Origin of the sequence: Micromonospora carbonacea, assembly GCF_014205165.1 — a bacterium.
Lineage (GTDB): Bacteria > Actinomycetota > Actinomycetes > Mycobacteriales > Micromonosporaceae > Micromonospora > Micromonospora carbonacea.
Genome location: NZ_JACHMZ010000001.1, coordinates 3790310 through 3808691, shown reverse-complemented (window position 1 = coordinate 3808691; position 18382 = coordinate 3790310). Strand labels below are relative to the sequence as shown.

Genomic DNA, 18382 nt, shown 5'->3' with positions numbered 1-18382 from the left:
GGCGGACGGCGCGGGGCGGCGTCAGCCGCCGGCGGGCTTGGGGTGGGCGCTGAAGAACTGCCAGATGGTCTCGGTGGCGTTCAGCGCGGTGGAGGGCGGGTCGAGGTTGAGCAGCCGCTGCGCGCGGGGCGGGTTCGGCTTGCCGCCGGGCCACTGGTGGCCGGCGTCGGTGATGGTGATCAGCTCGACGGCGCGCCCCTCGGGGCAGGTGGCGGCGGTGCGGACGACCGGGCCGTCGGTGGTGTCCTTCGGCTCGCCGCAGTCGTCGACGGCGCGCCACCGGGCGGCCAGCTCGGGGGCGGGCGGGCCGTCGATCTTCACCGGGTTGCGGCCGGTGCCGCCGTTGTCGCGCCGGCCGGGGCCGCCGCCGTAGGGCATGGTCTTGTCGAGCTTGCCCTGGATGTGCAGCACCGACACCGGCTTGGGGTCGTCGCACTGCCCGGTGAGGGTGGTCGCCACCGCGCCGACGGCGGCGAAGACCGTGGTGTCGCAGACCAGCCGGAACGCCAGCAGCCCGCCGTTGGAGATCCCGGAGACGTACGTGCGGGCCGGGTCGACCGGGACCGTCTCGCCGACGGTGCGGACCAGCTCCGTGATGAACTTGACGTCGTCGACGCCCTCGCGGGCCGGCGCGCCGCAGCACTCGCGCCCGACCGCCCAGGCGCGGTTGATGCCGTCGGGGAAGACGGCCACGAAGCCGTTGCGGTCGGCCTCCTCCGTCCAGCCGTACGCCTCCTCGGCCTGTTCGCCGGTGCCGGCCGCGCCGTGCAGCATGACCACGAGCGGGACCGGCTCGGTCAGCTTCGCCGAGGCGGGCCGGTACAGCCGGTAGGTGCGTTCGCGCCCGTCGACGGTCAGGGTGCGCTGGGACGAGCCGACGGGCACGTCCGCCGTCGACGCGCCGTCGGAGGCCCGGTCGGCCCCCGGCCCGCCGTCACCGATCCCGCCGCCGCCGCGGGTGCAGCCGGCGAGCAGGGTCAGCCCGACGAGGAGCGCGAGCGCCCCGGCGAGTCGGGTGGCGGCGGGGGAGGGCGACGGTCGGTGCGACCGACCGCCGGGCGTCCCGGCGGCAGGGCGAAAATCGGAAAAAGTCATCATATGAACACTTTCGCCCGCGAATGTTCGAGGAATGTCAGGAACGGGCCAGGGTTCGGCAAGGGCTGCCGGCCGCCGGCCCGGCGCAGGAGGGGACGCCGGGCCGGCGGCACGGGGATCAGCAGCCGGCCTTGAGCTTGATCAGCTCCCAGCCGCCCTCGGGCACGTCGTCGTTCGGGTCGGTCCGCAGGTTCATCGGGTTCGCCATGCCCAGGTAGAGGTTGGGACCGTCGACGACCATGTTGCGCACCCCGTAGTTGAGGTAGTTGCCCACCCCGGTGTCGCTGATCGTCGTCGCCGCCTTGCGGGTCGAGGAGAACGCGTACAGGTCGCCGCCGTACACCGCCTCGGGGATCTCGGCGGTGGCCCGCATTCCGGGCGGTGCCGCCGCCACGGCCGGCGCCTTGGCCAGCACGTCACCCATCTGCGGCGACAGGCCGAGCTGGGCGGCGGTCTGCTGGCCGAACTCCTTGGCCAGGTAGCTCCAGTCCATGGTGCCGACGTAGAGCTTCCCGGCGGCCACCGCCATCTTCCAGGTGTAGTTGTTGTACGGGTTGCCGAAGCCTGCGGCGCCGTACTTCGGGGTGTAGTTGGTCGACTTCGTGGTCCACGCCCCGACCCCGTTGTTGGCCTCCGGGTCGAACGCGGGCAGCTCGGTCGCGCCGTAGAGCAGGTCCACCTTCTGCTTCGAGGAGCCGAAGCCCTTGCCCCGGTAGATGCTGATCGCCCGCTGGGTGTTCTGGGCCGTCGCGGTGATCCCGGCCTCGTCGACCGGCGGGTAGATGCTCAGGTGCAGGCTGGTGGCCTTCATCGGCACGTGCATGGTGCCCCAGTAGAGGTAGCCGCCGTAGGAGGCCAGGCCGCCGAGACCGTAGGAGTAGGCGACCACCGGGTCGGGCTCGTAGCTGGCCACGTTCCACACCTGCTGCCAGGCGGCGTCGTCGGACGGGGTGAGCCCCGGCTCGCCGTCGGAGAGCTTCGGGCTCATCCACACCGAGGCGATGCTCGCCGGCGGCTCCGTCGGCTCCGCCGCCTCCGTCGCCTCCTCACCGAACTCCTCGGTCGCCCCCGGCCAGGTGGTGACGAAGATCCGGCCCTCGTGGACGGTCAGGTCGGCGGCCTGCGCCGGCAGGGTCGCCACCTGGACGAAGTTGAACGGGTCGGTCTTGCTGCCCATCCAGCGCAGCACGTGGCCGCGGTTGCCGCCGTTGTTGCCCACGCCCACGCCGGCGTAGAGCGCGCCGTCGGCGACGGTGAAGTGCCGGATGTTGCCGTACGCGGTGAAGTTGTGCGAGCCCAGGAAGGCCCCGGTGTCGGTGTCGAAGGCGAAGAGGTTGATGCTCTCGCCCAGCGCCGGTCCGCCCAGCAGGGCCACGCCGCCGTAGTTGCCGGCGGCCCGGATGCCGACCGTGTTCTGCAGCCGGGTCGCGTCGTCGGGCGAGGCGGCCTTCACCAACTCGGTCTTCTCGGTGAGCTGGTTCGACTTGGTGTCGTACGTGTACAGCCGCGGGATGCGGTGGTCGCCCAGCTTGACCGGCAACTGGGGGTTGCGCTTGGCGATCTGGCTCTCGCCGTACTCGCAGACCCAGTCGGCGTTCTGCGTCGGCACGGTGTTCTCCAGCGTCCGGCCGCTGGTCAGGCAGTTGACGTTCGCTCCGGTGCCGAAGAACAGCGTCCGGCCGGCGCGGGTCATTCCCCACAGGTACGCCTGGTTGACCTTCGCCTGCCCCGTCTCGCAGGGCGGACCCGCCGGGTACGGCTGCCCGATCCCGGCGAAGCACTCGTCCGGCGGGGCCTTGGCGAGGAGCTGCGTGGTCGGCGGCTGGCCGCCGGCCGCCCCGGCGGCGTCGAGCGGCGCGCCGAGCGCCGCCGCGGGGACCGCCAGCACGGGCCCGAGCCCGAGCACGGCAACGGCGGCTAACAGCCGCCGAGTGGAGATCCGGAGTGGATTCACCAACTGCCTCTCTTTCCAGCAAAAAGGGTGGGACACCGGCGGCCGGGCCCGGTGGTCCGGGCCCCGGCGCGCAGGAGAATTGGGTGCGGTGTGGGGTGGGGCGGCTCAGACGGCGGCGGGCGCGGGCTTGCGGGCCGGGGCGACGACCCGCCCGGCGACCTGCTCCGCCCACTTCCCGGCCTCGGGGAACTCCAGGTACTCGCCGAGCTGCGTCAGCTCGCCGACCGGGTCGGCGACCAGGTCCTCGTAGCGCATCCGCAGCAGGTGCTCCGGCGGTACGTCGGACAGCGCCTGATCGGCCTGGCTGGTCATGAACGCGCACAGCCCGAGGTAGCGGCGCATGTCCTCGCCGCGCTCGCGCAGCGCCTCGGCGGTCAGCCGGTGCGGCAGGAACGGCTGGAGGTCCGCCGGCACGTCGTCGGCGTCGGTGACCCGGAACGGGTCCAGGCCGCAGCGGCCCAGGAACTCCACCCGGAGCTGGATGAGCTGGAACGACGAGTGCCGGCTCATCGACTTCGCCGTGTCCTCACGGTTCCGGGTCAGGTAGACGATCTTGCAGTCCGGGAAGCCCTTGAGCAGGTGCGGGGCCAGGTGGCTGGAGCCGCCGGAGCGCTCCACCCAGCGCTTCTTGCCGGTGAGGGTGGCCACCAGGTCCAGGAAGTCGCTGTGGTGCCGGGCGACCGACTGGGTGCCGAAGCTCGGCACCCGCTCGGCGAGCTGGTCGAACAGGGCGTCCGGGTCGTCGGTGAGCTTCGACAGGGTGATCGCCAGGATCCGGGGCAGCTCGGTCATCCGGCCGGCCCAGCGGCCCGTGGCCGGGTAGCGGACCTCCTTCGGCGGCAGCCCGATCCGGAACAGCGTGGCCAGCTCCGGCTTGGGGCTGGCCAGCACCGCCCAGTACTCCGCCCCGGTGATCACCTCGGCGCTGCGCGCCCACGGCGTCACCGACATGAAGAACTCCTGGGCCGACAGCGTGTCGGGCTCCTCGTGGATCAGGTCGGACAGCAGCGTCGAGCCGCAGCGTCCGTTGCTGATGATGATCGACCGACCCGTGATCGGGGTGTCCATCGGGATTCCTCCTGGAAGTCGCGCTGTCATGTGGTGACGGGTGGGGCCACGTCGAGCCCGCACTCCTCGCCCAGCCAGGCGAGGACGTGCCGGCGCACCGAGTCGGGCCGGTCGATCAGGACGGAGTGCTTCTGGTCGGGCAGGACGACGACCCGGGTCTGCGGCAGGAGCCCGCGTACGGCCGGGGCCAGCTCGCCCACCGCCGAGTCGCCGCCGTAGAGGCACAGCACCGGGCAGGCGATCGCCGCGAGGGCGTCGCGCGCCGGCAGCCGGCTCGCCGGCAGCTCCGCCGTCATGGTGGTCTCGGCGAGCATCCGGCCGGTGTCGGCGGCCCGACGGGCGGCGATGCGCCCCCGGGCCGCGCCGATCTCGGCCAGCGCCCCCTCGCGGGGCAGCCGGGCGGCGACCCGCTCCAGCCGCATTCGCACCCGGCCCATCCACTCCGGCGTCGGCGGGGACGACTCCACGGCCACGATGCCGGCCACCCGGTCCGGGTGGCGCGCGGCGAAGCCGAAGGCGATCGTCCCGCCGAAGGAGTTGCCGAACAGCAGCAGCGGGCCCGTGACGTCCAGCTCGACCAGCAGCGCCGCCAGGTCGTCGACGAAGTCGTCGAGGGCGTACCCGGTGGCCGGGCGGTCGCTGCGGCCGTGGCCGCGCAGGTCGTACAGGACGGTCGGGAAGCCGGCCCGGGTCAGCGGCTCGGCCATGGTGAAGTACCAGCTCGCCATGGTGTCCGAGGCCATGCCGTGGATCAGCACCGCCGTCGGCGTCGGCCCGGTCCCGCCCGCCTGGGCCGGACCGGCGGGATCGAGCCGCTGCACGTGCAGCTCGATCCCGTTCGCCCGTACCATCGTCACCGGCTGCCCGCCGTGACCCCGTCGCCCTCCAGGGAGGTGGCGATGTGCTCGACGAGCTGACCGACCCGCAGCTCGCCCACCGTCTCCAGGTCCAGCTTCGCCACGAAGTGGGCGAAGTTGACGGTGTCGCCGTAGCGGGCCTGGAGCCGGCCGGCGAGCGAGACGACGTCGATGCTCTCCATGCCCAGGTCGTCGCGGAACGTGGTGTCCATGGTGATGACCTGGTCGGTCGCGAAGTCGCCCAGTACGGCGTTGATCATCTCGGTGAGGTCGGCGAGGATGCTGTCCTGGGCCGCGGCCATGATGCGTGCTCCTTCTGCTGTTCCGGTGGGGTGACCTGCTGTCGGGGTGGGCCGGCCGGTCGGCCGGCCCGGTCTGTCGTTCACGGTCGGGACACCCCGGGCGGGGTGGCGGGGGCCGGCTCGGGGCCCCAGGTCCAGGCGACGACGTAGCGCCGGGGCCGCAGGTCCTCGGGGTTGTCGACCTCCCGGTAGCCGACCCGGTAGCCGCGCCCGCCGACCTCGACGGTCAGCACGCCGTCGGCGGCCTCGCGCACCTGGAACAGGCGCGGCTTGCCGTCCAGCCCCGTGCCCTCCGCCTTGCCGACGGCCTCCTTCGCCGCCCGGAACCGGGTGGACCACAGCCGGCGCGCGGCGGCGTCCCCGCCGGCCAGCGACGCCAGCAGCGCCGCCTCGCCGTCGGTGAGGGCGGAGCCGACCGTGCCGTCCGGGTCGTCGGTGACCTCGGCGACGTCGATGCCGACGCCCGGCGTCGCGGCCGGCGACCCGGCGGGACGCAACCGGGCCATCGCCACCCCGATGTCGCCGCAGTGCGCGAGCGAGACGTCGCAGTCGTCGAGGCCGCGGCCGGGCCGACCGCGCACCCACGGCCGCCCGTCGGGGTCGTTGCCGACGGTCAGCTCGATCGGGTAGATGTCGGTGTGGCCCTGCTCCCACAGCCGGGAGCGCACCGCGTCCTTGGCCGCGATTCGGCCGAGCAGCCACTGCTTGCGGGTCTTGGCCGGCTGCCGCTCGTACTCGGCGTTGGCCGCGCCGCCGAGGATGCCCCGGGCCGCCATGCCCAGGGTGACCAGGTCGGTCCAGCAGTCGAAGGCCATCGTCCAGCCCTCCGGCTGGAAGTGCGACATCGGGTACCGCTCGGGGAAGCGCTCCGCGACGCGGGCCTGCGGGTGGCTGTCGAACCGCCGGTCGACCGCCCCCTCGATCTGCGCCCACACCCGTCCCTGGTAGCTGAGCTGGGTGTCGGCGACGAGCTTCCCGTCGTCGATGGTCTGCACCCGGGCGACGCAGACGAACGCCCGGCCGGCCGGCGGGGGCGGCCCGAAGAACCGCACCCGGCCCAGCCCCACCGGCAGGGCCACCGTCCGGAACGGCTGCGTGGTGATCAGCCAGTTGCCGATGAGCTGCAACGCGTTGTCCAGCAGGGCGCCGGGCGGCACCGGGGCGGTGACGATGCCCCGCACGTGCATGTCGCCGAGCGCGTGCACCTCGGTCACGCCCTGGAACTGCGGGCCGTGGAACATCAGGCGCTCCGCGTACATCTCGGCGGCGCCGAGGGTGGGCGGGCGCTCGGTGGCCGGATCGTGCGTCCAGACCTCCGGCGGGGCCGGGTACGCGGTGCCGACCTCGATCGTGGCCCGGGCGTAGCCGGCGAAGACGACCGAGTAGAGGTTCGGCCCGGCGGTCTTCACCACGATCTCGACGTCCGTGGCCGGCTCGGCGATCAGCCACTTGTTGAACTTGGCGTCGTGCACCTGGACCACCCGGGTGCCGGGCACCAGCTGCTCCACCGCGTCCATCATGTGCGCGACCAGCGCCGTCGCCGGCACCACCGGCCACCGGTCCTCCGGGTTCGGCCAGTCGTCCGGCTGCACGAAGAAGCAGTGGTCCAGCAGGTACGGCATGGTCTCCAGGGAGACCCGCAGGGTGATCCGGCCGATCTCGCCGGGATTGACGCCGGGGCGCGCGACCGGGGTCGGGGCCTTGAAGGCGGCCGGCGCGGTGGCCGGCGCGGTGGCGGGTCGCGGCGGCTGGGACCGGACCGGGCCGGCGGGCGTCGCCGGGCGGGCCGGAGCCAGGGTGCCGCTGCCGCCGGTGGCGTCCAGCACGCTGGCCGCGCTCTGCGCGGTGTCCTGGAGCAGGGCCGCGAACTCGGCCGCCGCGCTGGACTGCCCGGCGAGCCGGTTCACCGCGGTCATCGCGGCGCTGGCCTCCTTGGACAGCGCCGCGCCGGCCTGCTGCGCGACGGTGCCCTGGGGCACGGCCGGCGGCGTCGCCGGTGCGGCGGCGCGGGCCGGCGTGGCCACCGGCGCGCCGTGGCCCGTGGCCGGGCGGGCGACGGGGGCCGCCGGCGCGGCCGGCGTGCCGTTGCCGGCGGCCCGGACCGGCACGGCGGCCGGGCTGCCGTTGCCGGCGGCCGGGCGGGGGCCCGGGGTGCCGTTGCCCACCACCGGCCGGGCGGCGGACGCCCCGTTGCCGGCGGACCGCACCGGCGTCGGCGCGGCGGTGGCGGCCGGCATGGCGTCCAGCCCGAGCAGGCCGGCCGCGTCCGCGCCGAGGCGGACCAGCGGGCCGCCGAGGTCGAGCTTCACCCGGGGCCCGCGCCGACCGGTGCTGCTGGTGGGCTTCGCCGGGGCGGTGCTCGCCGGCGCGGCCGGCGCGGTGCGCCGCGGGGTCGACAGGGCCCCCAGGTCCGGGGCCGCCCCCTCCACCCACAGCGCGGTGGCGACCCGGCGGAGCTGGTTCAGCCCGGTACGGTGCGCCGTGTTCACCGGCATCGCGAGGTGGTCGCGCCCGCGCAGGTTGTCGCCGATTAGCGAGGCGAGCTGCCCCGCGCCGACCTGGAGGAAGACGCGGAACCCGTCGGCGTACATCGCCTCGACGGTCTGCCGGAACCAGACCGGCTCCATCATGTGCCGGACGAAGATGTGGTTGACCTGGTCCTCGTCGGGCGGGAACGGCGCGTGCAGGGTCGCCGACCACACCGGCATCCGGGTCGGGTGCACCTCCCACCGGCCCAGCGCCGCGCCGATCGAGGTGAGCCCCTCGGCGAACGCGGGGGTGTGGAACGCCGAGCGGAACGGCAGCTTCTGGCACAGGATGTTGCGGCCCCGCAGCGCCTCCACCAGGCGGTCCACCTGGGTCTCCGGCCCGTTCACCACCGACTGCGCCGGCGCGTTGTCGTGCGAGAGCACCACCCCGGGGAAGTCACCGAGCAGCGGGGTGACCCGGTCGGCGCCCGCGCCGACGGCGGCGAAGACGTAGCCGGAGACCTCCACCGAGTCGGCATTGAACAGCTCCAGGAACTCGTCCATCGCGGCGGTGCTGATCTGGCCGCTGACGGCGGCCGCGGTCCACTCGCCGATGCTGTGCCCGGAGACGGCGTCCGGGCGCACGTTGATGCGTTCCAGCGCCTCGTTGAACAGCTTGCCGACCTCGATCAGGCCGGCGCCGTGCCGGCCCAGGTCGGCGGCGGACCACTCCCGGTCGGGCAGCCCGAAGTGGGCGGCCAGGTCGGTGGTGCGCGGCGAGAACTCCGCCTCCAGGCCGGGGAAGACGAACGCGAGCTTGCCCGCCCCGTCGGCCAGCAGCGGCTGCGGGCTGAACCAGATGTCCCGCCCGCCCCGCCACGCCTGCCCCCGGGCCACCGTCTTGCGGGCCACGGCGAGCAGCTTGTCGGTGGGGTTGACGATGCCGAGGCGGGCCCGCCCCGGCGCGTCGCCGCCCGAGCGCGCGGCCAGGTCGGCGCCGAGGCGGCGGACCGTCTCGTCGTCGCGGTCCAGCAGCTCGGCGAGCCCGGCCGGGCTCGACGCGGCCAGCCACAGCACCTGGTCGGCCTCGTCGACCGTGACCGACCCGGCTCCGGCGGCCGGCGCGGTGAACCCGACGAGCGGCTCGCCGGCCGACGCGGGCGCCTGCTCGATGACCAGGTGGGCGTTGATCCCGCCGAAGCCGAACGCGTTGACCCCGGCCCGGCGCGGCCCGTCGCTCTCCCACGGCTGCGCGGTGGCGATCGGGGCGAACCGGGTCGCCGCCATCTCCGCCCGGGGGGACTCGCAGTGCAGGGTGGGCGGCAGCACGCCCCGGTGGACCGCCATCGCGGCCTTGATCAGGCCGGCGACGCCGGCGGCCGGCATGGTGTGCCCGATCATCGACTTGACCGACCCGATGACCGGGCGGGGGCCGCCGGTGTACGGGCCGAACACCTGGGCCACGGTGGTCAGCTCGGCGGCGTCCCCGGTCGGGGTGCCGGTGCCGTGCGCCTCCAGCAGCCCCAGCGCGTCCGGGGCGGTCGGGTCGAGCCCGGCGGCCTCCCAGGCCCGCTTGATGGCCAGCACCTGCCCGGAGACCGCCGGGTTGAACATGCTGGCGGACTTGCCGTCGCTGGACACCCCGCTGCCCCGGATCACCGCGTAGATCCGGTCGCCGTCGCGGACCGCGTCGGCGTACCGCTTGAGCACCACCACGCCGGTGCCCTCGCCGATCAGCAGCCCGTCGGCGGCGGCGTCGAACGGCCGGATCTCGCCCTGCCGCGACAACGCCCGGAGCTGGTTGAACACCGACCAGAAGCTGATGTCGTGCACGTGGTGCACGCCGCCGGCGAGCACCGCGTCGAGCCGGCCGTTGAGCAGCTCCGTGATGCCCTGGTCCACGGCGATCAGCGAGGAGGCGCAGGCCGCGTCGATGGTGTACGCGGGGCCGCGCAGGTTGAGCCGGTTGGCCACCCGGGAGGCGGCCAGGTTCGGCACCAGGCCGATGGTCCCCTCCGGCTGGTACGGGCCGAGCCGCTCGTCGAACTTCTTGCGCAGCAGCTCCAGCCGGGCCGGGTCGACGTCCGGGATCAGCTCCCGCAGGATCCCGATGACCTGGCTGGACATCCGCACCCGCTGGGCGTAGCGGGCCTGGGCGGGGCTGAGGATGCCGCCCCGGCCGAGGATGACGCCGACTCGCTCGCCGTCGGGCATCTTGTCGGCGCCGCCCGCGTCGTCGATCGCGGCGGCGGCCACCTCCAGCGTGATCAGCTGGTCGGGCTCGATGTCGCCGATGGAGGCGGGCATCACCCCGAACCGCAGCGGCTCGAACGTGGCGAACTCGTCGACGAAGCCGCCGCGCTTGCAGTACATCCGGTCCGGGCGGTGCGCCTGCTCCGGGTCGTAGAACTCCTCGTCCCACCGGTGCGGCGGCACGTCGGTGATCGCGTCGACCCCGTTGATCAGGTTGCGCCAGTAGCTCTCCAGGTCACCGGCGGAGGGCATCAGGGCGGCCATCCCGACGATCGCGATCTGGCCGGGCGCGGGTGCGCCGTTGCTCATCGGTTCCTCCGTCGTGCGGTGTGGGCGGGGGCGTTGCGGGGCATCGGCGCGCTCACCAGCCCGAGGCGGTGTAGACGACCGAGGTGACCGCCGCGTCGGCCCAGGCCAGCTCGCGCAGCAGGGCCAGCGCGCCCTCCTCCGGGTCGATCAGGCCGATGCCGCGGCGGGCGTACTCCCGGCTCAGCTCGGCGGTGACCATGCCGCCGTGGCCGGCGCCGGGCGCCCACGGCCCCCAGTGGACGGTCACGGTGCGGACCCCGGTGCGGGCCGCGTAGCGGGTGCCGATCGTGTCCAGGGCGTCGTTGGCGGCCGCGTAGTCGGACTGCCCCCGGTTGCCGTAGGCGGCGGCGATGCTGCCGAAGAAGACCACGAAGCGCGGCTTGGCGGGCAGCTCGTCCAGGGCGGTCAGCAGCCCGCGCGCCCCGTCGACCTTCGTGTCGAAGACCCGGGTGAACGAGGCCGGGTCCTTCTCGGCGATCAGCTTGTCCTCGATGATCCCGGCGGCGTACACCAGGCCGTCGAGCCGGCCGTGCTCGGCGTGGATGCGGCCCAGCAGGTGCCGGGTCGCGGCCGTGTCGCGGACGTCGAGGGTGTGGTAGCGGACCTCGCCACCGAGCTCGGTCAGCTCGGCGATGGTCGCGTTGACCTCCCGGGCGGCCAGGATGCGCTGGGCGGTGCGGTCGATCTCGGCGGGGTTGCGCAGGCCCTGCCGGGCCAGCGCCGCGACCAGGGCCTGCTTGTCGCCGGCCGCGGCCAGCGCCGGGTCCTCCGGGCCCTCGGGCAGCGCGGTGCGGCCGACCAGCTCGATGCGGCACCGGCTGGCCGAGGCGAGCGTCCGGGCGAACCACGGGGTGATGCCCCGCGCCCCGCCGATCAGGACGATCACCGAGTCGGGCTCCAGGCCGATCGCGGCGGCCTCGGCCACCCCGTCGCCGGCCGGGCCGGCCCCGCCGGCGGCCAGCGCGCCCAGCTCCACCGGCACCAGGTCGGCGACGTAACGGTCGTCGCCCCGGAGGTACACCACCGGCGCCTCGCTGCTGGTGAGCACCTCGTCCAGGAGCTGCCGGGCGAGCACGTCCGCCGCGGCGGCCGGGTCCACCTCGACGAAGCGGGCGGTCAGCTGCGGGTACTCGCGGGCGATGGTGCGGAACAGGCCGGGCATGCCGTCGGCGGCCCCGGCGGCGTCGCGGGCCCCGGCGGCCAGCAGCCAGCGCGGGCCGGTCGCGAGCGCCCGCTGCAACAGCGGGAACACGTCGGGCAGCAGCGGCTCGTCGAGGTTGGTGAGCCCGTCGAGGACGAGCACCCCGTCGAAGCCCTCGCCGGCCTGCTGGCTGTCGAGCACGCCGAGCTGGCCGCTGGCGCCGTACTCGCCGAGCAGCTCCGCCAGGTACGCCGCGATCGCGCCGCCGCCGGTGATCAGGAACCGGGTGCCGGCGAGCACGGTGGCCGGGTCGCCGACCGGCTCGGTGCGGACGCTCTCCTGCGCCACCAGCCGCTTCGGGGCGATCCCGACGCCGACCCCGGCGTCGGCCGGCTCCGGCGCGGCCGGGGCCACGGCGGGGGCGGTCTGCACGGGGGCGGCCGGGGCGGCGATGCTCGCCGTGGCGGTGAGGGTCGCCGTCGCGGTGACCGCGCCGTTGAGCTTCTCGTCGAGCCAGGTGACCATGGCGCGGACGGTGCGGGCCTTGACGAGGTCTTCCAGCTCGCTCTCGTCGCCTTCGACGGCGAGTTCGAGGCGTTGGGCGACCTCGCCGGCGACCTCGGCGCGCTTGATGGAGTCGATGGAGAGGTCGGCTTCGAGGTCGAGGTCGAGTTCGATGAGGTCGACCGGGTAGCCGGTGCGCTCGCTGATCACCGTGAGGATGGCGTTCTGGAACTCGGCGAGCGAGGCCCCGGGCGCGGCGGCGGCGGGGACGGGGGCGGTCGGCAGGGCGACCGGGCCGGTGGTGGACACCGACACGTGGACGCTGCCGCCCATCTTCTCGTCGAGCCAGGTGACCATGGCGCGGACGGTGCGGGCCTTGACGAGGTCTTCCAGCTCGCTCTCGTCGCCTTCGACGGCGAGTTCGAGGCGTTGGGCGACCTCGCCGGCGACCTCGGCGCGCTTGATGGAGTCGATGGAGAGGTCGGCTTCGAGGTCGAGGTCGAGTTCGATGAGGTCGACCGGGTAGCCGGTGCGCTCGCTGATGACGCTGAGGATCGCCTGCTGGAAGTCGGCCGTGGTGACGCCGACCGGCGTGCCGGCGGGCGGGACGACGACCGGCCCGGCCGCCGGGGCGGCGACGGGCGCCGAGCCCATCTTCTCGTCGAGCCAGGTGACCATGGCGCGGACGGTGCGGGCCTTGACGAGGTCTTCCAGCTCGGACTCGTCGCCTTCGACGGCGAGTTCGAGGCGTTGGGCGACCTCGCCGGCGACCTCGGCGCGCTTGATGGAGTCGATGGAGAGGTCGGCTTCGAGGTCGAGGTCGAGTTCGATGAGGTCGACCGGGTAGCCGGTGCGCTCGCTGATCACCGCGAGGATGGCGTTCTGGAAGTCGGCGACGCTCGGCCCGGTGGCCACCGGGGCCGCAGCCGGCACCGGGGCAGGGGCGGGGGTGATGGGCCCGACGGCGGGCGAGACCGGGACGACGGCCGGGGCCACCGGCCGCGCCGGCGCGATGGTCGTGGCCAGGGCCGACCCGCCGTTGGTCGCCAGCGCCACGGCCGGCACGGGGGCCGCGGCGGGCGCGGCGGCCGGGGGCCGGGGGGCGGCGGGCGCGGGTGCCGGCGGGGCGATGGCGGGTGCCGCCGCTGCCTGCGGCAGCGCGGCCGGCGTGTGGCCCTCGACCCGGTACGTCTCGGCGGGCTGCCAGACGAGCCGGCCGCCGCCGCCCGGCCCGCCGTTGCCGGGCTCACCGAGGAAGGCGAGCATCACGTCACGCTGGGAGGCGATCATGTCCCGGGTGGCGCGCAGGTACTCGTTGAGCAGCTCGCCACGGATGTCCTGGCCGCCGGCGTCGGGGCCGGTGCCGGTGGGGGTACCGGTGACGGCACCGTTCGCTGGGGTCATCGACAACTCCTTGATCCGTCGGGGAGGGGTCATGCCACCGGGAAGACAGTTGCCGTGCTGGTCCCGGACGAGCAGCCCGTCGACCGTCCAGATCGGACGACGGGTCGGTGCGGTGGCGGGCGCGTCGGCGGCGACGCGGCCGTGGAAGAGCCAGTCGGGGCGCACCGGCGCACCGGCGCAGGCGAGCTCCCCGACCGAGATCAGGAAGCCGCGCAGCCCCTCCTCGGGCCCGCGCTCGCAGGCGATCGCGCGGTGCGGCCGGTCGCCGAGCACGGCCTTGACCAGGCGGGTGAGCACCTGGCCGGGTCCCACCTCGACGAAGAGGCGGGCCCCGGCGGCGTACATCGCCTCGACCTGCTCGACGAAGCGGACCGGGGCCCCGATCTGCTCGGCGAGGTGGTGGCGCACCTGGCCGGCGTCGCCGGAGTAGCGCGCGGCGGTCAGGTTGGACCAGACCGGGATGCGCGGCTCGGCGATCCGGTGGGCGGCGAGCACCTCGGCGAAGGTCTCCACCGCGCCGGCCACCACGGGGCTGTGGAAGGCGCAGGCGACGGAGAGAGCCTTGGCCGACAGCCCGGCCTCCTTGAGCGCGACCACCGCCGACTGCACCTTCGCGGTCGGCCCGGAGACCACCACCTGCTTCGGGGAATTGCGGTTGGCCAGCACGACCTCGCTGGTCAGCCCGGCGCTGGCGAGGACCTGGGCGACGTCGTCGGCGGAGGCGTTGACGGCCGCCATGGTGCCCGGGTCCTCGCCGGCGGCGCCCAGGATGGACGCCGCCCGCTCCCGGCTCAGCGCCATGAGCGTGGGCGCGTCGAACGCGCCGGCCACGCAGAGCCCGACCAGCTCGCCGTAGCTGTGGCCGGCGGTCATGTCCGGGCGTACGCCGAGGCGGCGCAGCAGGTGGTCGACGGCGAGCCCGCCGATGCCGAGCACGGGCTGGGCGACCCGGGTGTCGCGGACCCGCTCCTCCTGCTCGCGCCGCGACGACTGGTCGAAGGCGGCGGCGGGGAAGAGCAGCTCGGCCGCGTCGCGGTCGAGTTCGAGGTAGTGCCGCAGCTCCGGGAAGGCGACGAAGAGCTCCGCGAGGGCGCCGGGGCGCTGGCTGCCCTGGCCGGGGAAGAGGAACGCCACCTGGCCGGGCCCGACCGGCTCGACCTCGTCCGGCTGCACCAGGCCCCGGGCCGGGTCGTGCTCGCCGGCCAGCGCCCGGTGCAGCAGCGCCTCCAGCTCGGTCAGGTCCCGGGCGACGATCGCCACCCGGGTGGGGCCGGACCGGCCGGCGGCCTTCGCGGCCACGGCGGCGGCCAGCTCGGCGAGGCGTCCCGGGCGGTCCCGCCCGGCATCGCCGGCGAGGCCGTCCAGCAGCTGCCGGACCGACTGGTGGGCCGCGGCCCGGTCGAGGCCCCGGAAGCAGAACAGCTCCGCCGGCCAGAGCCGCCGGCCGTGCCGGGGCTCGGGGGCGCCGGCGTGCGCGCTGAGCACGACGTGGAAGTTGGTGCCGCCGAAGCCGAACGCGCTCACCCCGGCGATCCGCTCCTCGGCGGGGGCCGGCCAGGGGCGGGCCTCGGTGTAGAAGGCGAACGGGCTCTGCTGCGGGTGCCAGGCCGGGTTGGGGCGCTTCAGGTGGATCGTCGGCGGCCGGACGCCGTGGTACAGCGACAGGGCCGCCTTGATCACGCCGGCCAGCCCGGCGGCGCACTTGGTGTGCCCGATCTGCGACTTCACCGACCCGAGCGCGCAGCCGCCCGGCTCCGCGCCGGCATCGACGAACATCCGGGTCAGGGTCTCCAGCTCGGTGCGGTCGCCGACGACGGTGCCGGTGCCGTGCGCCTCCACGAGGCCGACGTCGCGCGGGGAGACGCCGCTGCGTCGGTACGCCCGGTCCAGCGCCCGCCGCTGCCCGTCGGGGCGGGGGGCGGTCAGGCCGAGGGCGCGGCCGTCGCTGGCCCCGCCGAGTCCCTTGATCACGCCGTAGATCCGGTCGCCGTCGCGCTCGGCGTCGGCCAGCCGCTTGAGGACGACGCAGGCCACGCCCTCGCCGAGGGCGATGCCGTCGCCGGTGCTGTCGAAGGGCCGCGACCGGCCGGTGGGGGACAGCGCGTGCGCCGAGGTGAACATCAGGTAGTCGTTGACGCCGTTGTGCAGGTCGGCGCCGCCGCAGATCATCATGTCGCTGTCGCCGCTGGCCAGTTCCTTGCAGGCGGCGTCCATGGCGGCCAGCGAGGAGGCGCAGGCGGCGTCGATGGTGTAGTTCGGCCCGCCCAGGTCGAGCCGGTTGGCGACCCGGCCGGCGATGACGTTGGCCAGCACCCCGGGGAAGCTGTCCTCGGTGACCGTGGGCAGCAGGTCCTGCATCTCGTCGGGCACCTCGCCGAAGTACGCCGGCAGCATGGTGCGCAGGGTCTGCGCGTGGCCCATGTCGCTGCCGGCCTCCGCGCCGAAGACGACACCGGTGCGGGAGTGGTCGACCCCGGCGGCGTCGTGCGGGTAACCGGCGTCGATCAGCGCCCGGTGCGAGACCTCCAGGGCGAGCAGCTGGGTCGGGTCGATGCTGCCCAGCGCCGTCGGCGGGATGCCGTAGCCGATGGCGTCGAAGGGCACCGGCTTGATGAAGCCGCCCCACTTGGAGACGCTGATCCGGCCGGTCTGGCCCGGCCCGACCTCGGGGGCGTAGTAGAGGTCGGTGTCCCAGCGCTCGGCGGGGACCTCGGTCACCGCGTCGGCGCCGGTGAGCACGGTGCGCCAGAAGCTGTCCAGGTCGGGGGAGCCGGGCAGCATGCAGGCCATCCCGACGATGGCGATGTCCAGCGGCGCGGGACGCTCCTCGATCTCGGCGGGCGGGGCGAGCCGGTCGCGCAGCGCGGCGAGCCGGGCGGCGTGCAGGTCGCGGGCCTCGGTGCTGACGGCGTCGTGCAGGCCCGCCACGGTCGTGGCGGCGTCGCGCAGCACGGCGACCTGCCCGGCCATGAACAGCCCCTCGGCGGCCTGGACGCCCTCGTCCACCGCCTCGATGACCTCGCCGTTGCGCTTGAGGCCCTTGCTGGCGATCCGCAGCCGGCCGACGTTGAGCAGTTCGAGCTGCTCCCACACCTCGCGGTTCTCCGCGCCGGCCTGCTCCAGCTGGGCGCGCAGCGCGTGGAAGTCGTCGACGAACGGGGTGTGCAGGCAGCGGGTGACGTGGCCCGGCGCGGTCTCCAGCAGGGCGGTCCGCTCGGCGGTGAGGGCCTCACGCTGGAAGAGCGGCTGGACCGCGCCGTGCTCCACCGCCTCGGCGGTGAACAGGTAGGCGGTGCCCATGAGCACGCCGATGCGGGCGCCCCGGCGCGCCAGCGGCGCGGCCATCGTGGCGACCATCGCCGCCGAGCGGGCGTCGTGGACGCCACCGGCGAAGAAGACCTGGAGCTGCGCGCCCGCGTCCGGTTGGGCGTCGAGGTACTCCTCCAGCACCAGCAGCTGCGCCTCCCACAGGGGGAAGCTGAACCGGGGGCCGATGTGCCCGCCGCACTCGGCGCCCTCGAAGATGAACTTCCGTGCGCCGGAGCGCAGGAACTGCCGCAGCAGGCCCGGGGAGGGCACGTGCAGGAAGGTGCTGATCCCCTGCTCCTCCAGCGCCTTGGCCTGCGGCGGCCGCCCGCCCGCGATGATCGCGAAGCCGGGGCGGATCTCCTCGATGACGGCCAGCTGCGCGGCGCGCAGCTCCTCGGGGGCGAAGCCGAGCACCCCGACGCCCCAGGGCCGGTCGCCGAGCCGCTCGGCGGTCTCGGTGAGCATCCGGCGGCACTGGTCCGCGGAGTTCAGGGCGAGCGCGATGAAGGGCAGCGCGCCGCCGTCGGCGACCGCGGCGGCGAAGCCCGCCTCGTCGCTGACCCGGGTCATCGGGCCCTGGGCGACGGGCACCCGCACGCCGAGCGCCTGGGCCAGCGGCGAGCCGGGCAGCAGCAGCGTGCCCGCCTCGGGGTCGTCGGCGGCGTCGAGCATGATGGCCCGCATGGCCCGCACGGCGCTGGCGGTGTCGGCCCAGCGGTCGGCGAAGACGGCGGCGAGCCAGCCGTCCTGACCGATCGGCAGCAGCTCCGAGCGCACGTCGTGCTGGCCGCCCCGGCGCATCCCCCGGGCACCGTCGGCCAGCACCGTCTCGGAGCCGTCCATGCGCCGGATCGCGGCCTTGACGTCGGCCGGCAGCTCGGACTCGGGCATCAGGGCGAGCTGGGTGTCCAGGACGATCCCGGTGGCCCCGCCGACGAGGCAGGCCCCGGCGGTGCGCGGCCCGATCCCGCCGGCCACCCAGACCGGCAGGTCGACGGTGGCGTCGGTGACGAGCTGCTGGAGCAGGACGAAGGAGCTGAGGTCGCTGACCCGGCCCCCGCCCTCCAGGCCCCGGGCGATCAGCCCGTGCGCGCCGCCCGCCGCGGCTGCGCGGGCCTCCTCCCGGCTCGTGACCTCCACGATCACCCGGTACCGCGGGGTGATCTCGGCCAGCGACCAGGGGCTGTCGGCGGTGACCACCACCAGGTCGACCCGGCCGCGGGCGGCGTGGTCGACCTCGTCGGGGGTGGCCAGGCAGCCGGCCGGCACCCGGACCCCGATCGGCCCGGGTGACCAGGAGGCGGCCTGGGTCAGCGCGCGCAGCGACCAGTCGTCGCCGCCGGCCAGGTCGAGCACGCCCAGCCCGCCACCGGCGCAGGCGGCGGCCGTGATCCGTGGGCCGGGCTCCAGTGCGCCGGCAGGGTTGACAACCATGATCAGGTCGCGCGTGTGCGGTGCAGTACTCATCAGGCTCCCACTTCGGTCGCGAGAAGATCGCGGGGCGACGGGCTGGACCGGCCGGCCGTACCACCGGCGCTCGGGCCCTAATTTGCGGCAGTCAATGTCGCGCTGGGTCATAACGTAGCGTCGCCCAGTTACGGCCCGGTTAAATCTGACCAACCTGATCGGGGAGGTGAAGATTTCCTACTAAGGCGGCGGGATTTGCCGGTGAGGTGGCCAGGCAAAATGGCCGCGAACTCGGACGGCGGGGGGTGCGA

7 protein-coding genes are annotated in these 18382 nt (G+C 74.8%); all 7 read right to left on the bottom strand.

Annotated features, from left to right (window positions below):
• Positions 1-21: 21 nt before the first annotated feature.
• Positions 22-1095, bottom strand: coding sequence for an extracellular catalytic domain type 1 short-chain-length polyhydroxyalkanoate depolymerase (locus HDA31_RS16230; RefSeq protein ID WP_260422045.1), 1074 nt, complete (start codon positions 1093-1095; stop codon positions 22-24).
• Between the two features lie 118 nt (positions 1096-1213).
• Complete coding sequence (locus HDA31_RS16225) at positions 1214-3049, bottom strand: hypothetical protein (protein ID WP_178067351.1); 1836 nt, start codon at positions 3047-3049, stop codon at positions 1214-1216.
• Between the two features lie 105 nt (positions 3050-3154).
• Positions 3155-4117, bottom strand: a complete 963-nt coding sequence (locus HDA31_RS16220; protein WP_074479083.1) for a sulfotransferase domain-containing protein — start codon at positions 4115-4117, stop codon at positions 3155-3157.
• 26 nt (positions 4118-4143) lie between these two features.
• Positions 4144-4968: an alpha/beta fold hydrolase gene (locus HDA31_RS16215; RefSeq protein WP_221487402.1), complete on the bottom strand. Its 825-nt coding sequence runs from the start codon at positions 4966-4968 to the stop codon at positions 4144-4146.
• A 2-nt stretch (positions 4969-4970) separates the two neighbouring features.
• Positions 4971-5276, bottom strand: a complete 306-nt coding sequence (locus tag HDA31_RS16210) for an acyl carrier protein (RefSeq protein ID WP_074479085.1) — start codon at positions 5274-5276, stop codon at positions 4971-4973.
• Between the two features lie 80 nt (positions 5277-5356).
• The gene (locus HDA31_RS16205) at positions 5357-10306 is read right to left on the bottom strand and encodes a type I polyketide synthase (protein WP_178064560.1); all 4950 of its coding nucleotides are present in this window, start codon (positions 10304-10306) and stop codon (positions 5357-5359) included.
• Between the two features lie 52 nt (positions 10307-10358).
• On the bottom strand, positions 10359-18131 hold the full coding sequence (locus HDA31_RS16200; protein ID WP_260422043.1) for a type I polyketide synthase: 7773 nt from the start codon (positions 18129-18131) through the stop codon (positions 10359-10361).
• Positions 18132-18382 lie beyond the last annotated feature (251 nt).